Below are 24,585 nucleotides of genomic sequence, written 5' to 3' on the forward strand. Positions count from 1 at the left end.
GACTTGGGATTTTCTATTATATAGATTATGCTATCTTCTTCGATAGCTTCGAGATTATGTTCTTCTAATACACTATTTAGATTACTTAATACCGTACCCCCCCCCGAAACTTAACTTTTCTGAATCTACTATTTTATTCTTTAAATCTTTTGATTTTGAAATATATGTTACATTATATTTCTTTACTATATTCTCTACTGCTTCTTGCAAACTTATCTCTTTTGCATTTAACATTGTTCCACTTAACATCAATGATGTTACAACTGACATGAAAACTTTGTTTTTCATCCTAAATCCTTTGTATTAATTTTGAGAATTTGTTTCTCTATATAGTAAGACGATTTAAATGAAAAAAATGGACAATTTTTGCAAAAGAATTTTCAAATTTGTAAGCTCGAGTTACTTTTTGTAACAATTTAACAGTATTTATTTTTATATTATTCAAATAAAAAAATAGTTTTTAATAGTTACTTTTTTGTATATCATAATCAAAGACATCAAATATTTATACTTTAAACCTTAAGCCCATTTTATGTATAATCACTGCTTATTGAAAACAATCTTGGAGAAATAAATGAAAATAATAGAAGGTGTTTTAAGACTTAAAGGTGATGAAAAAGTTGCTATCATAAATGGTAGATTTAATCACATAATAACTGATAGATTAGTTGAAGGAGCAAAAGATGCTTTCAAAAGACACGGTGGAAATGAAGACAATTTAGATTTGATTTTAGTTCCTGGTGCTTTTGAAATACCATTTGCATTAGAAAAAGCACTATCAAGTGGAAAATATGATGCTGTTTGTTGTGTTGGAGCAGTAATAAGAGGAGCAACTCCACACTTTGACTATATAAGTGCAGAAGCAACAAAAGGTATAGCAACAGTTGCTTTAAAATATGGAAAACCTGTATCAAATGGTGTTTTAACAACTGATTCAATAGAACAAGCAATTGAAAGAGCTGGTTCAAAAGTTGGAAATAAAGGTGCAGAAGCTATGATTACAATCATTGAAATGTTAGATTTATATAACGAAATGGGAAAATAATTTGGCAACACGAACACAAGCAAGAGAGTCTATAATTGGACTATTGTATGCATACGATTTAGGAAATACTGAGATTTCAAAATTTGTTGATGAACTTTTAGAAGAAAAAAAAATAAGAAATAATCAAAAAGAGTTTGCTTTAAATCTATTCAATGGAACAATTAAAAATTTAAGTACAATTGATGAACAAATAAAAGCATTTATAACTCAAGGAAGTTTAGAAGACATAGGTTCAGTTGAAAAATCTATATTAAGACTTGCAATTTATGAAATATTATTTGAAAATTTACCAAAAGCGGTTATTATAAATGAAGCTATTGAATTATCAAAAAGATTAGCAAGTGATGGAGCACCAAAATTTGTAAATGCTATTTTAGACCAAGTAAAAAAGGCTTAAAATGACACAAGATATGAAACTTTGTGTATCTTTAGATTTGGAAAGTTCAAAAGAAAATCTAGCTTTAGTGGAAAAAATAAAAGATTTTGATGTATGGTTAAAAGTGGGGTTTAGAACATATTTAAGAGATGGAAAAAAGTTTTTAGAAGATTTAAAATCTATAAATCCAAATTTTAAAATATTTTTAGATTTAAAACTATACGATATTCCAAATACGATGGCTGATGCAGCAGAAGATATATCTAAATTTGGAATTGTTGATATGTTTAATGTTCATGCAAGTGCAGGAAACCATGCTATGAAAACAGTTATGGATAGAATTAAAGATATTCCTAATCGTCCTTTAGTTTTAGCCGTTACAGCTCTTACTTCTTTTGATAATGAAAGTTTTAAAAAAATTTATAATGAAGATATAGATAAAAAAGCAAGAGAATTTGCAAAATCAACATTTGAAGCTGGACTAGATGGAGTTGTTTGCTCTGCTTTTGAAAGTCTTGATATAAAAAACAATACTTCAGGTGAATTTATCACTCTTTGCCCTGGAATTCGTCCTTTCGGGGAAGATAGTGGCGATCAAAAAAGAGTTGCTGATATAAAATTTTCAAAAGATAATGCTGTAGATTTTATTGTTGTTGGAAGACCTATATATAAAAGTGAGAATCCACAAGAAATTGTTAAAAAAATTATAGAAAATATTTAATATAATTAATTTTTAAGGGTGTTTTAAGTCATAGACTATTATAATTCCCGTCCTGATTTTATGAATATAAGATTAGAACGGACAGTTGGGTGAGTTGGCTGAAACCACCTCCCTGCTAAGGAGACGTACTGGTAACGGTACCGAGGGTTCAAATCCCTCACTGTCCGCCACTGGGTCGTTAGCTCAGCTGGTTAGAGCACTCGGCTCATAACCGAGTGGTCGAAGGTTCGAGTCCTTCACGACCCACCAGCTAAAGTATTAAGTTTTATTTAATATTTTTTTAGATAACATTCCAATCCTTTTAAACAAGGATTTTATGCGGGAGTAGCTCAGTTGGCTAGAGCTTCTGCCTTCCAAGCAGACTGTCGCGAGTTCGAGTCTCGTCTCCCGCTCCACTTGTATTGAAGTGGTGTTCTTTTATTTATCGCGGAATAGAGCAGCTAGGTAGCTCGTCGGGCTCATAACCCGAAGGTCATAGGTTCAAATCCTATTTCCGCAACCAATTCTAATTTTTATGTCAAAGTAGCTCAGCTGGCTAGAGCGCTGGTCTCATAAGCCGGAGGTCGAGAGTTCAAGTCTCTCTTTTGACACCATAAAAATAATATAAAGTGCTGGTGTAGCTCAGTTGGCTAGAGCAGCTGATTTGTAATCAGCAGGTCGGGGGTTCGACTCCCTTCACCAGCTCCACTTTATTTACTTAATCCTTCTGGGGTATCGCCAAGCGGTAAGGCAACGGTTTTTGGTACCGTCACTCGAAGGTTCGAATCCTTCTACCCCATCCATAAATAAATCATTTTTTAAATCAACATAAAATTTTAACTACTTTTTATAATAATTTTTATAGAATTTACTCCCTAATTTATAAAAAAGGCTTTTATATAAAAAAGATTATATTTTCAGTTCTTATTCTATCAAGTTTACTAGAAGCTTTAGATATTGATTATTTCACAGGTATAAATTTAAAAAAAACTCAAGCAAAAATATCACATAATATAGATATATATATACCAACACAATTTGGAACAATAGTACAAAATGAACAAAAAGATCAATCTATACAAGACACTTCTCCTGAACTAAAAATTGGAGTAATTCTTAATAATCAATTTAGGATTTATTTATCTGCTATTGAATATAAAACAGAACTTTTTAAACTAAAGCTTGTTACTGGAAATTATGAATATCTTATTCCGATTAATGATAACTTTAGATTTTTTACTGGGTTTCATTTGGGAACTTTTAAAGATAATATGGTCTATGGACTCCAAATTGGAAGTATTTATGATGTTACAAAGAATATTGAATTTGAAATTGGTGGAGTATATTCAAAATACAGAAAAGATGTAAAAATAGAAGGAGAGAAATTCGGATATAGCTATTCAAATAGAATAAAAGTAAAAAACTCTAGTTCTATTTATACAGGGTTTAATTTCAAATTTTAATTTACTTTCGCAAAAACTTTACTTACTAATAATTCATGAATATTCCAGTCATCTTTTTCATTTAATGTTACAACTATATAAGTTTTACTATCATGATTGAAAGCTGTTGCTAGAGTTCTTCCTGCTTTCTTCGTATATCCAGTTTTTCCAGATATTGCTTGATAATCACTTTTTCCTATTAGTTTATGTTTATTTTTCCAAAATTGTCCATTTAAGCTATTTTTGTAAGATAATCTACTTGAAATACCTTTAAATTTATAATTATTTAAAGCTATATTCAACATATTTGCTACATCATTTGCTGTTGATGTATTATTTCCAAGTCCTGTAACATCAACAAATTTTGTATTTTCAAGTCCTAATTCTTTTATCTTTTTATTCATAATTTCTACAAACTTTTCTTCGCTTCCAAAAGTATATTCAGCTAAAGCAACCGCTGCATCATTTCCTGAACGCAAAAGCATTCCGTAGACTAAATCTCTTACTTTATACTCTTCATTTTCTTTAAGATATATACTAGAACCTTCTTGAATCGAAGCCTTTTTTGAGATTCTTACAATACTATCAAGATTACAATTTTCTAAAACCAGTAAAGCAGTCCAAATTTTTGTAAGACTTGCTATCTGTTTTATACTTTTTGAGTTATTTTCAAGTAAGACTGTACCAGAATTGGAATCTAAAACTACATAAGAAGATATAATATCTTTTGCATTTACTTGATTTACAAAAAACAATAAAAGTAGAATTATTCTTATATACATTTTAAACCAAGCTCTCATTTTTTCTCCTAATAATATTATTTAGCAATATTATATATGTTAAAAGTCGCAAGAAAGTCAATTGAAAGTCTTATTAAAGTGATATTTTAAAATTTATATTAAGTTTATAGTTTTGATTTAATTTTCTAAAAGATATTTTTTATAAATATCTTCCCAACAACAGTTATGTGTTGCTTTATATAAAGAGTAAGTTATATTTTTTTTATTTCTAAATTTACTTTGATATGAAAAAAATATCTCTTTTGGGATAATCTTATCATCTTCTCCTATTAAATGATGTTGTTTTATATTTTCCAAAGTATTAGAAAAATCTGCTGGATTTAAAGAGTCACTTAAACTAGAGATTTTTTGTACATTTGTCCATTTTTCAATATCTAAATTTCCAGCTATTGTTGTTATACTATTTATATCATCTCTTTTTGAAGCCAACAAAGTCACAATAGCTCCACCACCAGAGTATCCAAGCAAATCAAAGCTATGATTTGAATACTCTTTTTTTAAGCTATCTAAAGCTTCATTGAAGCTATCTATAATCTTGCTATTAAACCGATGACTTGTCCAATATTTCTCTTCACAAATATTTGAAGTTGTATATTGGCAAGGTCTTGCAAGATATATTTTGCAAGAGCTATCATCAAGTAGCATAAGTTTTAGTGATATTGGATTTATTGGAGTTGGATTTGAAGATGCTATATTTTTTGAAACCCAAGATAAACCATCTCCTTCTATATAGATTTTGATACTATTTTTACACTCATTTGATATTTTTTGAAAAGAAAAAAGAGTGAAAGTATCTGTTTTTATATCTTTTTGAACAACACTTTTATCATTTATCAAGGAAAATGCTATATTTTTTCTATCTTCTAAAGATGGTATTTTGCTTGAACAAGCACTAAAAAACAGAACTACCATAAAAACAAAAATATAAGTCTTCAAAATCTTCCTTTATTCAAAAATCACTAAAAAATCAACATTTTTATTTAAAAATAGAGCTTTTATTTTTTGAGAAATGGTATGATTTTTAAAAAAAACTAACTCTTTCTTAAAATCAAATACTTTCTCTTCGCTTACAAAATATGCTTTTGTTCCAGCTAAAATAAGCTCATTTTGTCTATACATAGCATCTTGGTAGTTATTATAAACTTCTACTTCTATTTTTCCACTATCTTTTAAAAGTAAATCTAAAAATTTTCCTATATTTTGTTTTGATATAGCACCACCACCTAGAAGTGGAGCAAAATTTACTTCATTTATTATAGCCTTTGTTTCATACCAAGAATTTGATATATCAGTAGTAATAATATCAATACCTGCAACTTTAAGTTCAAAAATCTTTGTAGCTTGTAGAGCAATTTTTAAGTTTTCTGGATGAACTATATTTGTTATATCTACATCATATCCACCCCATTTTGTTGATTCAATATCTCTTAGAGGAATTATAGTATCTTTTATAGGGATAGATTTTAAGGTATATGAAGCCTTTTCTATCTGCTTTATAGCTAATTCATCAATTGGAAAAAATAGTTTTGTAGAATCCCAAGGCATTTTTAAAGCTTCTTTTTGATTTGCTTTTTCTATTAATTTTTCAATAGAACTATATCCATCAGCAATAACACAAATAGGCAATCTTTTTACTGCATATAGTAACTTTCCATTTACTATAAAAAGTCTATGACACACACCATTTACTTGTTTTTCTACAATAACTTGCTTTCTTTTTGATAAGTTATATGCTAACTCAAATGCTTTCATTAAATTCTCTTCATCAAAAATATTTACACTAACTCCCTCCCCTCTATCCAAATCCACAGGTTTTACAACAATAGGATAATTTAAAGTTTGTGCTATTTTTAAAGCTTCTTCTTTACTATTTGTTATACCATGAATTGGTGCAGGAAGCCCTGCTAATCTCAATAAATTAGCAGTAGATTGTTTATTTTGTGATAATTTAGAACCAATAGCACTATCACCATTTATAGTACTTCTATCTATCTTTATACTTTTACTTCCAAGTCCTAATTGATAAACACCATCACCTAAATGAAAAAATGGTATATCTTTTTTGAAAGCTTCTTTTAATATATGAATTGTTGATTTTCCTATTGGCATTTGAAGTAAGATTTGATTTATTAGATTAAATATATTATCTAGTAAAAGCTTTTTATTCTCTACTGTTATTTGATTTGCTACCATATATAGTACATAGTTTAAAGAGTTATTTAATATTGTATTGTAGTGATTTATTTGGATAAAATCGATATATTCGCAAGATAGTATTAAATTAAATCTATTCTCTTTAGCTTCATCTACAGTTAAAGATAAAATCTCTATATCTTTAAAAATAGGAATTTGACAAGCTTGAAAGAGTTGCATAGCTAAAGTTGTAGCATATTTTGATAAAACTATCAAATGATTCTTATCTTCTACTTCTAAAATATCTATATTTAAAACCTCTTTAAACCACTTTTTTAAATAGTTTAGATTTATATCTTTTTCTATCTCAAAATTAAGATTGTAGTTTATCGTACTACTTTTTTGAATTTGGTTTAAAACTATCTTCTCTTTTAATTTTGATTTCATTATCTTCCCTTGCTCATTTTTTGGTATTTTATCTAAAAATATTATATCTTTTGGAGCTTGAAACCCTAAATTTTCTATACAATATCTTATCAACTCATCTTTTGATATTTTTTTATCCTCTTTTAATACAATAGTACATATTGGTATATCTTGATGAATTTTATGTTTAAAACTTACTACACAAACATCTTTTACAGCTTCATGAGAGAGTATTTGGTTTTCTATTTGTGCTGGATATATATTTATTCCATTCATTATCATCATATCATCGGTTCTTCCACAATATATTAGCTCTTTTTCTTTTGTAAATTTCCCTAAATCCAAAGGATAATACCAACTATATTTAAAAGCTCTTTTTGTAGATTCTTCATCATTTAGGTATCCATCTATCATGCCTAAGCTTTTAACTCTTATATATCCAACTTCTCCTATTTCTAACTCTTTTCCAGTTTCATCTACAATTTGTATTAAAACATTTTTTAAAGCTTTACCAACAGTTTGAGATACATCAAATACACTTTTTTTATCTGTACAAGTTATACCACCAACTTCATTTGTTCCATAAGTAACATACAAATTTGAAGTTAGTTTCTCTTTAATTCTTTTTCTTAAATCATCACTTATATTTGAAGCTCCAATAGATAAAACTCTTAAAAAACTAAAACTCTCTTTTTTAATATTTGGAAAAGTTTTTAAAATACTTTCTATATGAAAAACTGTTGTAAAAAGTATGCTTACTTGATACTTCTTACAAAAACTTACAAAATCACTATCTTTTTTATCCCAAATTATATAAGAAGCACCACTGTAAAGTGTCATAAGGAATCTTATTTTTGTACTATTATATAAAAGTTCAAGTAGTGAGAAAACTCTATCACTATCTTTTGTATCTATTGAACTTTGAGATATTTTAACTCTTTCAAACTCCAATTTATGGCTTACTTGAAAAAATTTAGGTTTTCCTGTTGTTCCTGAACCAATTACAACTTGCCAGATTAAATTTGAATCGAACTCTTTTTCATCATAATAGATACTATTTTCTAATGAGTTTAGAATTTCATTTGTAAAAATCAATTTTTTTAGTTTAAAATCTAGGTTCATATGAATATTACTTAATATATATTTTGGATTTAAAAGATTATATATCTCACTTAATTGGGTTTTGGGACTATTTTTTGAGATACTTACTAAACAAGCACCAATTCTCGCCAATGCCAACATAGTAACTGCAAGTAAAAATTCATCATCAAAATAGTGTAAAACTATATCTTTTGGTTTTATATTTTGATTTTTTAAATAGTTTGCTGTTTTACAAACATATTCTTCAAGTTCAAAAAAACTAATAGTTGAATTTTTTGTATATATTGCTATTTTTTTTGGATTGTTTTTTGCTTGAAAGCTTAGAATATAAGCTAGGTTTTTTATAATCATTTTTCACCTTAAAACAAACCTCAAGAAAGAATCTTGAGATTTTAAGTTATTAGAATTTTAGTGTATATTTAGCAGAGATAACATTGTTTGAGAATTTACTTCCTTGTCCTTGGTAATCGTATGAGATATTTATATTGTTTGTTTTATTTATATCAAGTTCATATCCTATTCCAGCTTCATAAGACCATCTTCCATTATCTATTCCATTTGTATCAAAACTAGTTCCTATATTTCCTTGATATGCTGAAGTTACCATCTGTTTTTTATCTTGCAAATCATATCCTACATTTACAGAACCTATTATTTTAGAATCTTCTGTTAGTTTATAATGAGCTAATGTTCCTAATCCTACTATTAATTCACTAGTTGTAAATTTATCAACATTTAAATTCAAAGCTCCTGCTCCACTCTCAGAGTAATTTGGGTTTGTAAAGTGTCTATAAGTAGTATTTACTAAAGGTTGAAGAAGTAAACTATCTGATATTTGGAAATCTCTCATAAGTTTTAAATCTAAAGATGCAATTTTACTTGTATATTTAGCTTCTGCATTTTCTCCTGTAAATAAATCTCTATTTGTATCTGTTTTTTGCCAAGAGTATCCAGCTTGATACAAAAAATTTGTTTTATCATCAATAATAGGTATATTTCCATATACTAAAGCTGTATATACATCTAAATCTGCTTTTTGATTTACATTATTTGTATCTACACTAGCATTTGTATAGAAGAAAGCCAATCCTAATTTTGAGTTATCTTTTATTTCAGTATCAGCACCAAATCCCAAACCATAAGTTTTTAAATCAAATCCATTTATACCATCTTTACTATTTTGTTTACCAATACTTCCAAAAGGTTTAATCCAAAGGTTATTTTCACTAAACATACCATCACCTGAGTTTAGTCCTGAGTTTGAAATATTTGCATTTTGTCTTTGAGTTACAATAGTTGAAATACCATTTGATATTTGAGTTGCTGCTCCTACTGTTGCATTTGTTGTTTGTGGAGTTGTACTTTCAACTGCACGAGCAATAGAGCTATCTGTTGGAAGTTTATTAAATGCACTTGCTACTTCTGGATTACTATCATACAAACTTTGAAGAGATTTTGCTGCATTTTGGTCATTTTGGTTTCCATTACCTGCTATTGTTGATGAAAGAATTGTTTTATATACAGGCTCTTTTGGATCTGGTGGTGTTGGTGGAGTTGGTTCAGTTGCTTTTACTGCTTTTAGGTGAATTGCTCCATCTTCTCCATTTCCTCCCCAGCTATCTTCGCCATTAGAAGCTGTAGTTTCATATTCAAAATCTAAAAGTGCTGAATTATCTGTGATATTTAGTTTTCCATCTATTGTTAGATTAGTACCTGCTGTTACAACATCTGTAAGTTTACTTCCAGCTAAAAGTGCTACATTTGTAGAACTATCCAAAACATTTACATCTATTGTTGAACCATTTTTAAAGATTGATGCTCCTGAAAGTACTTTAGAATATTGTGTTCCAGCTCCTAATTGTCCGTCTGTTTTTAGACCAATTATAAGTTTCCCAGATGATTCATTTTCAAAAGTCTTCATTTGTGAAAAAGTTCCTGATGGTAGTTCTACCGTTCCCGTATTTTTTAAGTTTAGATAAATATAACCGTCTATAAGCCCTTTTAAAGTTCCACTATTATTTACATTCACATCATAAGGCAATACTGAAGCTATTGATATAGACTTTCCATTTGTATCAAGAATACCATTTTTATAAGCTTCTATTGTTCCATTATTATTGATTGTAATAATTCTATCCATACCTGCAAATGTAGATATCCCAATAGAAGTATTTTCGCCATTTACCTTAATGATTCCATTATTTGTAATAGTTTTATTTGCTGATAAAGCACTAGTTTCAATTCCTATATTATTAGACCCGCTTTCAATAACAATAGAACCATTTTCAGTTATAGTAAAATCTGCCCAGCTAGCATCAAAAGTTTGCATTTCTGTTTTTTTACAATCCAATGAAGCTTTACCACTTTCAGTAACTCCTATATTACAACCAGCAACTGCTTTTGCTTCATTTACAAAAACTGTTGAGCTAAGAAGCATAGCACTTACTACAAGTGAAACTTTTCCACCTTTTAATATACGAAATCTATTTTTAAAATTAGATAATCTGTTCATTTTTTTCTCCTATAATTTAAATTGAACTATTTTATCTTTCTAAAGTCGTAGCAAAGTCAAGCAAAAAATAAATTTGAGAATTTTTGGTTATAATTTTTCCAAGCTATAAAAATTTTACACAAGGGATATTTTTGATAGAACTAAAAAATTTTAATATTTTATTTGTAGAAGATGATTTAGAGATACAAACAAATATGAATAAGATATTAAATATGATATTTAACAAAGTTTTTATAGCAAATGATGGATTGGAAGCATTGGAAATTTTTGAAGAGAATATTGTACATTTAATAATCACAGATTATGAGATGCCAAATTTAGATGGATATGAATTTTCAAAAAGGATTAGAGAATTTAACAAAAATATTCCTATAGTCATTTTAAGTAACTATACAGATAAAGATAAGCTTTTAAAGTGTATTCCACTAAATCTTACTTCATATTTGGAAAAACCTATAATATATGAAAAACTTCTTGAAACTTTAAATATTTGTGTAAATCAAATAGAAAAATCAGCTATCTTTGAGTACCAAATAGATGATAAAACAGTTTATAATTTTAAGACAAAAGAGATAATAAGTGAAAATGAGATTGTAAAACTAACAACTCTTGAAATTGGTATTTTTGAGTATATGCTAGATAAAAAAAATCAGTTAGTTTCAAAAGAGAAGTTATTAACTATTTTAAACAAAGATGATTACTATGATGACATCTCTTTAAAAAATATTATTTATAGATTGAAAAAAAAGTTTAGTGATAACTCTTTGATTGTAAATCAAAAAAATTTTGGTTATATGTTGAGAATAAAATGAAAAAATATATATTAATATGCATACTATTTTCAAACTTTTTATTTGCAAATATTGTTTTAGAAAATGGCTCTTTTGATAGTTTAGCTTTAGAAAAAGATACACAAATATATATCGATGAAAGTTCAAATTTAGAGTTTGAAGATATAAAAAATAAAGAGTTTAAAAACTCTTTAAAATCAAATTTTACTGCTACAAATTCAGCTATTTGGAGCTATTTTGCTATCTCTTCACTAAATCATGTTGAAGTTTTTTTTGAAAATATAAAAGCTGGACTTGATTTTATAGATGTTTATATTGTAAAAAATGGTGAACTTATTTCAAAAATAGAGTTAGGAGATTATAGAGATATTAAAAATAGAGAAATAAAGACAAAAAATAGTGCTTTTAGCTTAAATATAGAAGCAAACTCTAAGTATGAATTTTTTATAAAACATAAATCATATAGTAGTATTTCAACTCTTTGGGAGATTTATAATAAAGATAATTATGAAGAGTTTTTAAGTATTCGCTCACTTGTTTGGGGTATTTTTATAGGGACTATTTTTGTACTTGCTTTTCACAATTTATTTATATATTTTTCAACAAAGGAGAAAGCATTTTTATTTTATGTAGTTTTTATCATATCATCTGCTTTATATCAACTCCTTGTAAATGGAATTTTTTACGAATATTTTGTAAATATTGACCTAAATATTTTGAGTGGATTGAATTGGATTTTTGCATTTTGTACACTTTTTGCAACATTACTTTTTCATTTTTCTATATTAAAACCTAAAAAAGGAACATTAAGTTTTAAATTAATTATCCTTGCAATTGTTAGTACAGTTCTTGTCTTGATTTATTATATGTTTTGCTTTAAATATCCAGAGATTAGATATAGTGTAAATTATACAAATATGGTCTCATTTTTATCTATGTTTATACTTTTATTTACTAGTTTTTTGACATATCAAGATAAACAAAAAGGTGCAAAAATATATTTTGTAGTATTGAGTATATATGTTTTGATAGCATTTTATATAGTATCTGTTTTGATTGGAAATTTTGAATATTTCAGAAATTTTTGGTTATTTGTACCAATATTTGCTCTTATAGATGTATCTTTATTTTCTATCATTTTATACTCAAAATTAAGATATATTTATAGAAAGAAAATAGAGCAAGAACAGTTTATTATATCTCAAGCTAGATTTACAAGTCTTGGTAATAATGTTGCTAATATGATACACCAATGGAAAAACCCAATTGCACAAATAGGTTCACAAGTTACACTTCTTGAAACTACATATAACTTTGACAATAAAAACTATTTACAAACTTCAAAAGAAGTTATTCCTCATATAAAAACTAGTATTCTGTTTTTAAAAGATACTATGAATGATATATATAATTTTTATAGAAATCCACTTGAAAAAGAGAGTTTTTTTATAAAAGAACAAGTAGATATACTACTTAGAATTCTAAAAAATGAACTGGAGTTAAATAATATAAAAGTAAATTTAGATATTGAAAATATAGAAATATATAGTTATAAAACAAGTTTTTTGAATGTCATTATGATTTTACTTGAAAATGCTATATTTCAACTAAAAAACTTTAAAGAAAAAGATAGAAAAATCATAATAGTTGCAGAAAATTTGACTGATGGCAAAATAAGAGTATTAGTTGAAGATAATGGAGGAGGAATTCCAATAGAACATTTAGATTCTATATTTAGTCTAAATTTTAGTACAAAAAATAAATCAGGAAGTGGTATTGGTCTATCTTTAGCAAAAACTTTGGTAGAAACAAGACTAAATGCAAAAATAGAAGTAGCAAATAGCGTTAAAGGTGCTAAATTTACAATAATAATGAATAAATAGAGGATAAAATTAAATGATAAATAGATATTTTATAGCATCAGATATTTTAGTTGATTATTTATTTGATGATAATGATCAAAAAATAAGAAATGATAACTTAACTTATAAATATATTGCAAATATCTTAAAGAATAAAGAAAATATTTGTGTAATAAATAGTTCATCTTTGATAGAAATACTTTATCATTCAAACAATAAAAAAGAAAATGCTAGTTTTGATATAGCTAATTTATTAGTACAATTTTATAATGATGCAGAAAGATGGATAGTTATAGAAGAAGATGAAAATATAATAAAAAAAGCTTTGGAATATTCTGAAAAAACAAAGATAGATTATCCAATAATTTTACAATATTTTTGTGCTATAGAAAATAAATGTAAAGCTATAATTACAAATAATCCAGAGTTTCCAAAAATTGATATTTCAATTATTAGTTCTAAATAACAAGCCCTATAAATAAGGCTTATTTGAATTAATTTTTAGTTTTTTGGAAGTAGTTTTACAGGAACCATCTGTATTTCAATCACTATTATAAATAACTATAAAATAGTATTTTTTATCTTAATATATTTTATAATACCTGAAAAAATACCTTTAAAATATTTTACAATATATGACTATTTTATTTTAAATAATATCTTAATAATTTTCACTTTTTTTAAAATATTTAATAATATAAATTCCACATAACTTTATAACCGTAAGTAAACATTTTTTATCTCATTCAGATAATCTCTTATACCCTTGTTATAACTATAATAACTTATATAAATTTAATTTTTTGATAACCTTAAATCTATACAAAATATTTTTATTCTTTCTTCATATTCACTAGTAAGTGATTTATAAACTTTTTTTAGCATTAATTCTTTATTTTTTGGCTTTCCAAAATAAAAAATTAAATAAATTCCATTTTGAACATTTGATGAAAAATATTTATTTATTAATTGGCTTTCTATTCCTTTATATATATCTTTATTATCTCCTCTTTTACATTCTATTTGAACTTCATATGATAAATTTTTAATATATTTAAGATTTATATCTACTCTATTATTAGCTTCATGTAATTCTTTTGTAAAATTTAATTCTTCACGATATTTATCTTTGAGTCTTTGTAAAATAATATCTCTTGCTTCCTCTTCAGTCTTATTAGAATTAGTATCTGTATTGTAAAAAATATCTTTATCATTATTTCTATTATCTTCTATTTCTTGTTTCAACATTTCGATTTTAAAACAAATTTCTGTAAAAAAATCTTCTTGTGATAAAATAGAATTTGTTAAAATAAATTTTTTAATTTCCTCTAAAGAATAATTACCATGTAAATTATCAGCTTCTTGTAGTCCTTTACTGTTTAATTCATTCAATATTCTATATTTCCATATACTATTCTTTGAATCTTGTAATTCTTTTAATTTTTTCAATTCATCCATATCAAGTAATTTGAGTGAAAAATTCTTTAAAAAATCTGCACAGTCATTTTTAGATGATTGAATACCATTAACATTTTTTATAGATTCTTCTGTATAAAATGCATTCATCATATAATTTATAATTTTAACTTTAATATCACTATTAAGTTCTTTTTTGAATACCTTAAAATCTCTTGAAAATCCTTTTATTAGTTCATAAATACCAATGGCCTTAGTAATTGTGAATTTATCTTTTTCTACTTTTAAAATCTGAAGAGCTTCTATTCTATTTTTATTATAAACATCTAATTTAATAAAGTTATGTATTACAAAAGTTAACTCATCTATTGATAATTTAAATCCATAAATAAATATAAAATTTTCAAAAATCGAATTATGAATATCTACTTCAGTAGAATTTTTATATTTAGCTATTAATTTCAGATTTTCTAAATTATCCTCTTCTTCTATAAATTTCATAATAAGATTTTCAAGTTTTGGAATATGTTCTTTTATTAAATATCCTATATATTCTTTTAATAAACTTTTCACAAAATCTATTCTAGTTGATTCCAAATTTTTATTATAATTAGTTTTTATAATATTAGATATACCTTCATGATGTAATACATTTAAATATAAATATTTTTCTAATTCTATATTATCTAACTTAATATTATTTTCATTTAAACATAATGAAACATAATATACTATATCAATACTTCTATGTGCACCTTCTGAATTTTTAGCTAAAGAGATTAAAGTTAATAATTCAGGATTAATTAAATCACAAAATAGTGCATTTTTTAATAATTTTTTTAATCTTTCAAATGTATCTTCTTCTAAATATATTTTATCTTCTTTATTTATCATAGTATAAGTTAAATTAGTAATCCAATTTAAATCACTAAAAGTCTTCTGAATATCAGAATCTTGTTTACTTTTAAAATATTCCTCATTTTTTCTTTTGATTTCTTCAATTTCAGCTAATCTATCTTTTTCAAAATTTTCATTTTCAATTTCCCAATCTTGTTTTTTTGGATTTAACCATTCTTTATATTCTTCTTCAAAATTATATTTTTCAATTAAGTTTTTTATATTATCATTTATTATTGGTTTATTTTGTTCACCATTTGATAAAAGATTTAATCCAGAAAAGAAAAGCTTTAAATTTATTTCTTTTAAATATTTAGCATTTAATTTTTTAAACAATACTTCACTCTGATTATTTGGCTTCATATAATCAAAATAATAATTAAATCCATAGATATTAAACTTCTCAGGAGTATTAGTTAGCATATCATCTATATAATATCCATATAGTTCATTTGCCAATTGTTGTATTTCTTTTTTATACTCTTTTACTCTATCATTAATTTCATATTTATAAGATTGAAATTTAATAGGAGTATACCATTCCATATATTTTTTAAAATGTTTTATTATATTTTCATAAATTTGTTTAGCAGTAAGAGTTTTATTATATTCTAATAATGTTTCAAGAAAATAATCTTCTATAAAAATTTTTAAATTATATGGAATAATTAGTTTTTGTTCTCTGTTTTTATCATAGCTTTTTTTATATATTTCATCAATTAATTCAAATTTATCTTTATATTCTGTATTAAAAAGATAGAAACAATATCCACCAACATCATTTGTATATAACATTAAGTATTTAACAATATCTTTATTATTTATATGACTAGGATATAGAATTTTTAAAAGTTCTTCTTTTAATAAATCTTCTATATCTAATAATTCATTTAATCTAATTTTTTTAAGTAAATATTTAAGATATTTAAACTCTAGTTTTAATAATTTTATAAAATCACTCTTATAATATGTCTTTACTTGATTATTTTCCAATATATCTTTAGAAAATTTTATAATTTTCTTACTTGGGATTTCACTTTGAAGAATAATATTATTAAGAAAATAAATATAATGATTATCTAGGATTATGGCTTTATTATACTCTTCAATTAATAAGTCATCTAAATCTTCATTATAAAAACCTTCAAGCTCCATTTTTTGCCCAAACTCAAAAAAATATGGATTATTTTTTGAATATTCTCTGACTGCTTTTATAATTTCTTTTTTAGAGTCTGTATCAAATAAACTATTATCAGCATGAATTGCTTGATAATATGGATCAATTTTAATTAATTCAATATCTTTATCAACAGAACATAACCAAGCATAAGTACCTCTTAGTTCAGTTGGTATTCTATTATTTTTCATAAACAAGCTTTTAACTCTATTTTTATTTATAAAAGATCTTTCTTCTAGTTTATAACTCTTTATATACTTTGCTAATAAATATTCTGCAATAGTTCTATGAATAAATTTATTTTCTCTAAAGATCTTAGTTTTTAAAACATTTAAAATAGAATCTTTTGAAAAACCTTTTTCTGAATCCAAAATTTTATCAATAATAGAGTCATCAAATTTGTCAATTCCACTAAAAATATAATAAAATGCTAAATACCCAGATATTTTAAATAGCTCTTTTTCTTCTATATAAATTGCTGATCTATCATGATTTATATTATTCTCACGTGATTGTAAAATGAATTGTTCATATAAATTTGTTTTTGAACTAACTTCATTATGACTATTTTTCCATACTTCAGAAAGCATCCAAAACATTTGTGGATTATCTAAAAAACCTTTAGTTTGAAATTTATCTAAAAACATATCTTTATTTTGTATATTTAGTATATCTGCCAATATACTTTGCTGTTCTTTAGTTAATGGTTTGATATTAAAAAGTGTTACATCATATAAAATTTCATCTTTTAAAGCATTCTTATCAGATTCCCCATACCAATCCATTTCTCTACAACTAATTACTACTTTCAACTTTTGGTTTATTTTTAATAGTTCTTTTAATTTATGTCCAATTTCATTTACTACAAAAGTTTTATCACTTGATACAATTCTATATTCATCCAATCCATCTAATAGCAATACTTCTAAAGTATCTTCTATTCTTGTGTTAAATTTAATAAATTCTTTTATCTTTATGTATTTGGTTTTTTCTTTATTTTCAGATTCATATTTCTTTAAAATTGTACTTTTACCACTTCCGGGTGCTCCTAAAATTATAATAATTTTATTTTTATCTATACTATCACTTAATCTACATATTTCTTTTTCATTTTCAGATACTTTTTTAAGAGACAAATCAATAAATTTCATAGAACAATTCCTTTTAAAGTGATATCTATTTTATCTTTATAATTTTCAAATTTATGTAAATAATATCTCATAAGCCAAATATATTTATTTCTAACAGAAGGTTCTTCTTTAAACTCAAATATTTTATTTTGTAGTAATTCAAAATAATTATCATCCTCCTTAATAAAATCAATAAAGTAAATATTTTTACCATTTTTATTATAAGCTTTTTCTAATCCAAAAAATTCTTCTTTATTAATTTTAAACTTATCTTTTAATCTTTTAAGATTTATTTCATCTGTAGCAATTAAAGGCCAATCAATACAATTTGATTCCAACTTATAAGCTCTTGCTAATCCATTACTTATATATTGATTTCCTTTTTCTATATTTTCATCAGTTTCATATTTTGAACCAAGAGCTATCCCACCTCTAATAAAATACTTATTTTTTAAGATAAAACTAAATTGTTTTTCAGAAATTTCTTTAAAAATTAAATTTATTTTGTCTCTACCTGGGTCTTTTAGATATATGATAAGTCCATCAGAGATTATTTTAGCATCATATGAATTTTGTGTACTATCAAAAAATAATTGTTTAAATTCTTTTAGTAATTCCGATAGTTCTTTATATTTTTCTTCTTTATCAACTGCTTCAGCAAAACCTAAAATATCTAACCATATAAATAATGAATTATCTTTATTTTTTATATTATCTGTTGGTAAAACTTTATCATCTCCTACATAGCTCATTAAATTATGCCCCTTACTATTATATTATATTATATTATATTGTATCATTTACAACTTTAGAAAGTTTTATTTTTAAAAGTTAAATAATTATTTTTATAAATTCATTTTCTAAAATATTTATAATATCTTTATCAAATAATATATTTTATAACTACTAATTTAGTCTATTATAATGACCTATAAAAAGTAAACAAAAGTTTATTCAATTTACATATATAAAAAATATAATTTAAAATAAAAATAAATATTTTCTAATTCAAATCAACCATATGCTTTTCCTTATCATCTTCTATAAGTTTCAAAAGACTATTAGTTGCTTCTTTAAGGTTTTCATCACTTGTATCAAATATATCTTCATCTTTTGTTTCTTCTGGTATATCATCAGTTGATTTTGATTTATTTAATTTTTCATAATATAAATTGATTGCTTGTTTTTCTTGCTCTGAATAGTTTAATTTAGCTAAAAACTCATTTCTATCTTGTTGTGACATATTTTCTATTTTTACTAATATTTGTTTTATAGTTTCATCTTCAATCTCTTTTGATCCTGTTACAACTAAATTTTCTAGTTTTGAACCTTTTGCTTCGTATAGTTCTAGCATTAGTTTTACTTGTTCTGTAACATCTTCTTTTAAAAGTATTGTATCTCTTGATTTTGTTGCTATTATTGATTTTTCTTTATCTTTGATTGTTAAATCTTTATATTTATGTTTAAACTCTACTTCATTATCTAATTTATTAATATAGTAGTTTTCTAGGCTAATATTTGGCTCTATTTTATAGATTGTATAGAATATCTTACTGTTATAAGTTTTTTGTTTTAAAGGTATGTAATCGTTTATCTTTGCATTATAATTTAATAGCTCTGTTTGTATAGTGGAATCTTTTATATCAATATTGTTTTTATATGATGTTGTAAGACTTTTATAGTTTAAATCTAGTGAGTTTAAATAAACTGTATAGTTTTCATTATTGTTTGTAAATGTGAACCCTACTCTTTCTCTTTTACCCTCTACATTTTTAGCTTTAAATTTGATATTTTCATATCCTAAAGTTTGCATTAACTCTAAGAAGTGTTTATCATTTTTAACAACTTTTAAAATCTTTGTTACATCTTCTTTTACACTAAAAGCAAGAGATTTTTTATATTTCTCATTACTTGAATCTTTTGATGTCATCTTTTTATTTATATCTATATTTACATCTGTAAAATCTAAATCTATTTTTTTAAATATATTTCCTCTTTGTTCTAACTCTTTAGTAACTACATTATTAAAATCAAAGTTATATTCAATAAAAGCTCTAGCTATTTTATTCTCTCTAATTTTAATTAGCTCTTTTATTGCTTTAACATTTCCACTATTTATAGTATCCAGGCTTTTAATTTGTTCTTCATTAAAAAATAGTGGAAAATCTTCACTTTTAAGATTTTTACCATCATAGAAAAAATCAATATTCTGTCTTAATAGTCTTTGTTTAAAATCTGTCATACCTTTTATATAGTATTGGATATTTTCAGTTCTTTTATAATGTTTTATAAACTCTTGTATATATTTATTTACTTGTCCACTTTGAACTGCATTTAAGAAGTGTTGATCATCTACTCTTTTATTAAACCAAGTAAACTTTGTAGCTTGTTTTTTAGTAATTAAATCTGTATCATTTGATACATTCTCATTAAAATTAAATGTAAGGTTATGTTTTAAAGCTACTTCATTTATCATTCTTCTTAAATTTAAATATCCTAGCCCTACTTTAGTACTTTTTTTATATTTGTTTTTTAGCTTTTGAGGAATTAATAAATGAAAGTGTGGTTCTACTTCATAGTTTTTTGAATTGATTGAATCACTATCTGTATTGTGATAAGCAAATAGCATATGAGAAAAATCTAAAGACATTTTTCTTTTTGGTTTTTTAGATCCTTGTGATTCATAAAATATATACTCATACTCTTTTATATCTTCAAAGAATTTACCCATAACTAAATCTATATCTTTTTGAGATTTACAATTATGATTAACTATAAGTTGGCTCTTATCTATTGAAAAAGTAAAGTGTATATTTTTATCATCTGCTAAATTAAAATAAGAAGGTAAATTGTTACTTACAAGTGCAGCATGATCTAAAATATGATCCTCTAAATTCCAACTCATTTTGTTAATCCTTAGTTGTTTGGTAGTGTGCGAAGCACACTAAAATATGAAGTATTTTACATAAAAACTAGCCCTACTGTCAAGTAGGGCAATGGCTCATTTATATTAATTATTATAAATACGATTTATCAGATAAAAAATAATATATTTAAACGATAATTTTATTAATAATACGATTTAAATATATAATATACAATTATTTATATGATAATAATGTAAATAATAAGATTTATATAAGATAAATACAGATAATATTATACGATATAACTAAAAAGTGAGATAATAGATGAATTCTTTAGAGTTAGCAAAAAAAAGAGCAAAAATTGAGAAATCTAGATCTAATAGATCCAAATTAGATGAGCATATCAAAGCAATAGAATATCTTCTTTTTGAAGAAGAATTTACTTTAAAACAGATTCAAGTTTTTTTAGAAGAGGATTGTAATTGTAAAGTTGCTTATTCAAATCTTCATGCATTTTGTAAAAGAAGATTTAAAAGTAGTAGTAAAGATAGTGTAAGTATAGAACCTATTAAAGTCAAAGATGGAAAACCTAATGCTGAAGATAGAAAACCTATTGATATTTTTGCAAATTTAAAAAGTTAAATGTCATTTCTAATTAAAAGTGCTACTTTACAATTAAAAATGATATAAAAAATCTAATCAAAGATAATAAGTGTCAAACAAAGTGACATGTCAAAATGATGTATGTTAAGTTATTTTATATATAATGTATATTCAATAAATAGTTATGTCATAAATACAAAAGGATTTCAAATGAGCTTTGCTATAGAAATATATAATTTTATTACAGATGATAAAAATGAAAACTCGATAGACATTGATGATTATGGTAATGCAACTTTTCAGGCAGATATCCAATATCAATTTAGAAAACAAATTTTACTCTCAACTACTGGTGTGAAAATTATTAGAAATGGATATGATGATGGAAAAATTAGTCTAAATGAAAATGATGAACTAAACGTTAATTTTCTACACATGGATTTCAAACCATATTATCAAGAGTACAGTTATGATTTAATTGATCATAGTTTAAATATTACAGGAACATCTAAGAAAATGGGTGGAGAATACTCTGTTAAAATTACAATATAGTCAGAGTATTTAACAAAACATTGAAGAGAAATATTTTACCCCTCGGCTCAAATATTTTTCAACACAAACGTTATCTATAGCAAAAGGAAATTTATTTGGCAACAATATATGCAATAAAAGGGTTGCTTCTTGAAGAAGTATTATTAAACTTATTAAAAGAATCAGGTTATTCTACAGTCAATAATGCAAATAATGATGCTACTTTAAAACAAGGACATTCAGGAATAGAAGTAAAAGGAAGAGGTTGGAATCACCAAATTGATGCAATTGCTGATTTTATTATGACTCCACCATTTTCATATCCTGTAAGACTATTATTAGAAGCAAAATTTTATTCATCAAAAGTAGGTATAGATATAATAAGAAATGCTGTTGGAGTGCTAAAGGATGTAGATGAGTATTGGGTAACAAATAATAATGAAATATCTAAACAACGATTTCATTATCAGTATGCAGTATTTTCATCTTCATCTTTTACCAATCCAGCACAAAGATATGCTTTTGCACAAGATATTTATTTGATAAAACTTGAAAATAATAAATACTTTTTACCAATTGTTAATTCAATCAGCAACTTGGAATATCAAGACTTTAATGCAACATCAAATGATAATATTAATATTAATTTATCTGAATTAAGAACAAAAGTACGAGAAAGTTTAAAGGATCAAAATCAATCAATATTATCAACTTACATTATGAGTAAAGGGTTTAGTTCTAATAAATTTAATACTTTATATCAAGCAAGTACTACACTCAATTCCTCATTTCTTGGAATGCTTGGTCAACGATTCCCTGTATTCCTAACACCATCGCCTACATTTGATATTATTGATTTAATCAACAATCCTACAATTAGAATATGCTGGGATGATGATTATTGGTATATAGTTAAGAATAATGCCAACTGTAGATTATTAGAGGAAGATGATATTTTGTTTTCATTTGATTTACCAGATGAGTTATTTAATTTATATGCAGATAATAATATGCTTACACAACATAAAGCATTAAATTTAAAAGAAGAACTAATGTCAACCATTCAAATTATATTTAAAAATACAGATCAAAGTATTATGTCTTCTTTAGAATTAAAACTAGATAACCAATGGTTAGAAAATATACGAGAACATATCAATACAGAGGATAGATAACAAAACATAAGAGCAATAGAAGGAATTTAAAAAATCAATTAGAACTTTTATAATTAGAACTGGTGTTTTAAAAGCTTATTCTGAATCTCCCACAAATTGTAGAATGTCAATTACTAAGATTTCTTTCAAATTTTTAATAAGTTAAATATTAGTAATGATTTAAGAGTACATGTAGGGAGAGGATATTATAAATATATGTAAAGAAGATTTTAAGATCGATGTTATGGATTTTTATAATTTATCTTTTGATATTGAAGAATTTCACTCATATATTGAACAAAAACTTTACTGTCAAACGAAGTCTTATTTTAGTAAGTTTAACTCCATGTACAATCCTAAAAATTGTATTTTTATAGGATATTAGTGATAAGATTTTCTATAAAACTATTGTCTAATTTTGTTATTTAAAACTAACAAGAATAGGCACTCATAACCAGTTATTTAATAACTGATATAGAGTAATATAGCTTAATTTATGAAATTTTAATACCTTCAGATCTATATCTTTCATCGTGCATTTCAAGTATTTCTTCATCAGTATATTTTGCTTCTAATTCTTCTATAGTGTCATAACCTAATATCCACCAAGCAACAAATGTATTACTACCATACTTTATTTTTAAATCATCTTCAAAAGCTTCTTTACCATAGATAGTTTTTACAGCTTTTAATCTTCTTTTATTCTTTTCTGACATTTTTGTTTCCTTTTTATTTAATATAATTTTTTTATTTTACATAGTTAATATTAGAGAAAGCCACTTTAAAAGTAGCTTCTTTTTTAATTTGTTCTAACTATATTTTAGAAAAAGATATAGTTTTTATAACTATATAAAGCAATGGAAGTCCTGAAAGAATTTTGATAATTTTTTCATGTTCATTTTGAAAGTTGTTTTTAAATATTACTATATTCTTTGATAGTATTTCTACAGCTTCACGCATTAAAGTTTTATCTTTAGAATTATATAAATTTTTAGTAAGATTTGAAACAATTTCTTTTCTAATATTTTTCATATTTGAAATTTCATTTTTTATAAGTTTATTTATATAAATAGTATTGCTCATTTTATTATCCTTTTTATAAATTATAAAATTCGTCGACTAATATTGCTAAATTTCTTCTATAATTATCTTTAGCAAATCTATAAAACTCCATAAAAAGTACACTACTTCTTGTTAAATCTAAAAAATGATCAATTAGATATAGTTTATTTTTATAATATCTTATAAACAAATATCCAGTTGGATACTCTTTATCTTTCATTGTGTCACAAATAAATAATAAACCATCCATTAGTCCACAAGTAATAGGATCAATAGCATTTATTAATCTTCTATCAGGTAGATAAACAAATGGTTCAGAGAATTTAAAACTAGCAGAATTCATCTTTACAAACATAAAATCTATGTCATTATATACTTCATCAGGAAAATCATTATTATTTGTTATAAACTCAAATCTATTTGGAATATCTTTTAATTTCATATCTGGATAAGTATCTATAATAAATTCTCTATTTTTAGCAATTATCTTTTCTCTTTCTTCATTGTTTTTTAATACAATTATTTCATCTAGTTTAATATCTGTTGTCATAAGTTAATCC

Annotated in this window: 21 protein-coding genes and 7 tRNA genes; 17 read left to right on the plus strand and 11 right to left on the minus strand. The window is 24.7% G+C overall.

All coding sequences use genetic code 11. From position 1 onward, the window contains the following. Window positions 1-81 precede the first annotated feature (81 nt). Window positions 82-288: a hypothetical protein gene (locus tag ACNSOS_RS04370; RefSeq protein WP_418186084.1), complete on the minus strand. Its 207-nt coding sequence runs from the start codon at window positions 286-288 to the stop codon at window positions 82-84. 286 nt (window positions 289-574) lie between these two features. On the opposite strand from ACNSOS_RS04370, the gene ribH reads away from it, so the two are divergent. The 11 genes from ribH (at window position 575) to ACNSOS_RS04425 (ending at window position 3,584) form a co-directional block, all read left to right on the plus strand. Next, entirely contained in the window at window positions 575-1,045 is a 471-nt protein-coding gene (ribH, locus tag ACNSOS_RS04375; protein WP_418186085.1) for a 6,7-dimethyl-8-ribityllumazine synthase, read from the plus strand. Between the two features lies 1 nt (window position 1,046). Beyond that, complete coding sequence (gene nusB, locus ACNSOS_RS04380) at window positions 1,047-1,442, plus strand: transcription antitermination factor NusB (RefSeq protein ID WP_113909556.1); 396 nt, start codon at window positions 1,047-1,049, stop codon at window positions 1,440-1,442. A 1-nt stretch (window position 1,443) separates the two neighbouring features. Next, window positions 1,444-2,142, plus strand: a complete 699-nt coding sequence (gene pyrF / locus ACNSOS_RS04385; RefSeq protein ID WP_418186086.1) for an orotidine-5'-phosphate decarboxylase — start codon at window positions 1,444-1,446, stop codon at window positions 2,140-2,142. A 79-nt stretch (window positions 2,143-2,221) separates the two neighbouring features. Continuing rightward, a tRNA-Ser gene (locus tag ACNSOS_RS04390) sits at window positions 2,222-2,312 on the plus strand. Between the two features lie 2 nt (window positions 2,313-2,314). Further along, window positions 2,315-2,391: transfer RNA gene (locus ACNSOS_RS04395), tRNA-Ile, on the plus strand. 69 nt (window positions 2,392-2,460) lie between these two features. After that, a tRNA-Gly gene (locus tag ACNSOS_RS04400) sits at window positions 2,461-2,537 on the plus strand. 30 nt (window positions 2,538-2,567) lie between these two features. Next, window positions 2,568-2,644, plus strand: a tRNA-Met gene (locus ACNSOS_RS04405). A 14-nt stretch (window positions 2,645-2,658) separates the two neighbouring features. Continuing rightward, window positions 2,659-2,735 (plus strand) — tRNA-Met (locus ACNSOS_RS04410). Between the two features lie 17 nt (window positions 2,736-2,752). Further along, window positions 2,753-2,829, plus strand: a tRNA-Thr gene (locus ACNSOS_RS04415). A gap of 20 nt (window positions 2,830-2,849) precedes the next feature. Beyond that, window positions 2,850-2,924 (plus strand) — tRNA-Gln (locus ACNSOS_RS04420). Window positions 2,925-3,371: 447 nt separating this feature from the next. Next, on the plus strand, window positions 3,372-3,584 hold the full coding sequence (locus ACNSOS_RS04425) for a hypothetical protein (protein ID WP_418186087.1): 213 nt from the start codon (window positions 3,372-3,374) through the stop codon (window positions 3,582-3,584). On the opposite strand, the gene ACNSOS_RS04430 is transcribed toward ACNSOS_RS04425, so the two are convergent. From ACNSOS_RS04430 to ACNSOS_RS04445, 4 genes are all read right to left on the minus strand, one after another. After that, window positions 3,581-4,363 carry a D-alanyl-D-alanine carboxypeptidase family protein gene (locus tag ACNSOS_RS04430; RefSeq protein WP_418186088.1) on the minus strand — a complete coding sequence of 261 codons (783 nt, stop codon included), beginning with the start codon at window positions 4,361-4,363 and terminating at the stop codon, window positions 3,581-3,583. The two genes, ACNSOS_RS04425 and ACNSOS_RS04430, sit on opposite strands and share 4 nt — an antisense overlap. A gap of 117 nt (window positions 4,364-4,480) precedes the next feature. Further along, window positions 4,481-5,299 (minus strand): alpha/beta hydrolase, encoded by an 819-nt coding sequence (locus ACNSOS_RS04435; RefSeq protein WP_418186089.1) that lies wholly within the window; start codon window positions 5,297-5,299, stop codon window positions 4,481-4,483. 9 nt (window positions 5,300-5,308) lie between these two features. Further along, window positions 5,309-8,374 (minus strand): AMP-binding protein, encoded by a 3,066-nt coding sequence (locus ACNSOS_RS04440; RefSeq protein WP_418186090.1) that lies wholly within the window; start codon window positions 8,372-8,374, stop codon window positions 5,309-5,311. 49 nt (window positions 8,375-8,423) lie between these two features. After that, complete coding sequence (locus ACNSOS_RS04445) at window positions 8,424-10,535, minus strand: autotransporter domain-containing protein (protein ID WP_418186091.1); 2,112 nt, start codon at window positions 10,533-10,535, stop codon at window positions 8,424-8,426. A gap of 131 nt (window positions 10,536-10,666) precedes the next feature. Between ACNSOS_RS04445 and ACNSOS_RS04450 the strand changes: the two genes are divergently transcribed. The 3 genes from ACNSOS_RS04450 to ACNSOS_RS04460 are packed head-to-tail and all read left to right on the plus strand — an operon-like array spanning window position 10,667 to window position 13,654. Further along, window positions 10,667-11,347 (plus strand): response regulator transcription factor, encoded by a 681-nt coding sequence (locus tag ACNSOS_RS04450; RefSeq protein ID WP_418186092.1) that lies wholly within the window; start codon window positions 10,667-10,669, stop codon window positions 11,345-11,347. Beyond that, a complete protein-coding gene (locus ACNSOS_RS04455) occupies window positions 11,344-13,209 on the plus strand; it encodes a 7TM diverse intracellular signaling domain-containing protein (protein ID WP_418186093.1) in 1,866 nt (621 codons plus the stop codon). The genes ACNSOS_RS04450 and ACNSOS_RS04455 overlap by 4 nt, the downstream gene beginning before the upstream one ends. 13 nt (window positions 13,210-13,222) lie before the next feature. Beyond that, the gene (locus ACNSOS_RS04460; RefSeq protein ID WP_418186094.1) at window positions 13,223-13,654 is read left to right on the plus strand and encodes a type II toxin-antitoxin system VapC family toxin; all 432 of its coding nucleotides are present in this window, start codon (window positions 13,223-13,225) and stop codon (window positions 13,652-13,654) included. 329 nt (window positions 13,655-13,983) lie between these two features. Here ACNSOS_RS04460 and ACNSOS_RS04465 read toward each other — a convergent pair whose 3' ends face one another. The 3 genes from ACNSOS_RS04465 to ACNSOS_RS04475 all read right to left on the minus strand — a co-directional run bounded on the left by ACNSOS_RS04465 (window position 13,984) and on the right by ACNSOS_RS04475 (window position 20,713). Then, entirely contained in the window at window positions 13,984-17,829 is a 3,846-nt protein-coding gene (locus tag ACNSOS_RS04465) for an NACHT domain-containing protein (protein ID WP_418186095.1), read from the minus strand. After that, a complete protein-coding gene (locus ACNSOS_RS04470; protein ID WP_418186096.1) occupies window positions 17,826-18,560 on the minus strand; it encodes a hypothetical protein in 735 nt (244 codons plus the stop codon). Before ACNSOS_RS04470 ends, ACNSOS_RS04465 begins: the two co-directional genes overlap by 4 nt. Window positions 18,561-18,811: 251 nt before the next feature. Beyond that, window positions 18,812-20,713, minus strand: coding sequence for a hypothetical protein (locus ACNSOS_RS04475; protein ID WP_418186097.1), 1,902 nt, complete (start codon window positions 20,711-20,713; stop codon window positions 18,812-18,814). Between the two features lie 286 nt (window positions 20,714-20,999). Here ACNSOS_RS04475 and ACNSOS_RS04480 point away from each other — a divergent pair, with 286 nt between their 5' ends. The 3 genes from ACNSOS_RS04480 to ACNSOS_RS04490 all read left to right on the plus strand — a co-directional run bounded on the left by ACNSOS_RS04480 (window position 21,000) and on the right by ACNSOS_RS04490 (window position 22,984). Continuing rightward, window positions 21,000-21,317: a hypothetical protein gene (locus tag ACNSOS_RS04480; RefSeq protein WP_418186098.1), complete on the plus strand. Its 318-nt coding sequence runs from the start codon at window positions 21,000-21,002 to the stop codon at window positions 21,315-21,317. 171 nt (window positions 21,318-21,488) lie between these two features. Beyond that, window positions 21,489-21,830, plus strand: coding sequence for a hypothetical protein (locus ACNSOS_RS04485; RefSeq protein WP_418186099.1), 342 nt, complete (start codon window positions 21,489-21,491; stop codon window positions 21,828-21,830). Window positions 21,831-21,925: 95 nt separating this feature from the next. Continuing rightward, on the plus strand, window positions 21,926-22,984 hold the full coding sequence (locus tag ACNSOS_RS04490; RefSeq protein WP_418186100.1) for a hypothetical protein: 1,059 nt from the start codon (window positions 21,926-21,928) through the stop codon (window positions 22,982-22,984). A gap of 473 nt (window positions 22,985-23,457) precedes the next feature. Here the strand turns inward: ACNSOS_RS04490 and ACNSOS_RS04495 are convergent, their stop codons facing one another. The 3 genes from ACNSOS_RS04495 to ACNSOS_RS04505 all read right to left on the minus strand — a co-directional run bounded on the left by ACNSOS_RS04495 (window position 23,458) and on the right by ACNSOS_RS04505 (window position 24,575). After that, window positions 23,458-23,679, minus strand: coding sequence for a hypothetical protein (locus ACNSOS_RS04495; RefSeq protein WP_417896369.1), 222 nt, complete (start codon window positions 23,677-23,679; stop codon window positions 23,458-23,460). A gap of 97 nt (window positions 23,680-23,776) precedes the next feature. Next, a complete protein-coding gene (locus ACNSOS_RS04500; RefSeq protein WP_418186101.1) occupies window positions 23,777-24,046 on the minus strand; it encodes a hypothetical protein in 270 nt (89 codons plus the stop codon). 13 nt (window positions 24,047-24,059) lie between these two features. Beyond that, window positions 24,060-24,575 (minus strand): hypothetical protein, encoded by a 516-nt coding sequence (locus ACNSOS_RS04505; protein WP_418186102.1) that lies wholly within the window; start codon window positions 24,573-24,575, stop codon window positions 24,060-24,062. Window positions 24,576-24,585 lie beyond the last annotated feature (10 nt).

This window comes from Aliarcobacter vitoriensis, from assembly GCF_048320235.1.
GTDB classification, from domain to species: Bacteria; Campylobacterota; Campylobacteria; order Campylobacterales; family Arcobacteraceae; genus Aliarcobacter; species Aliarcobacter vitoriensis.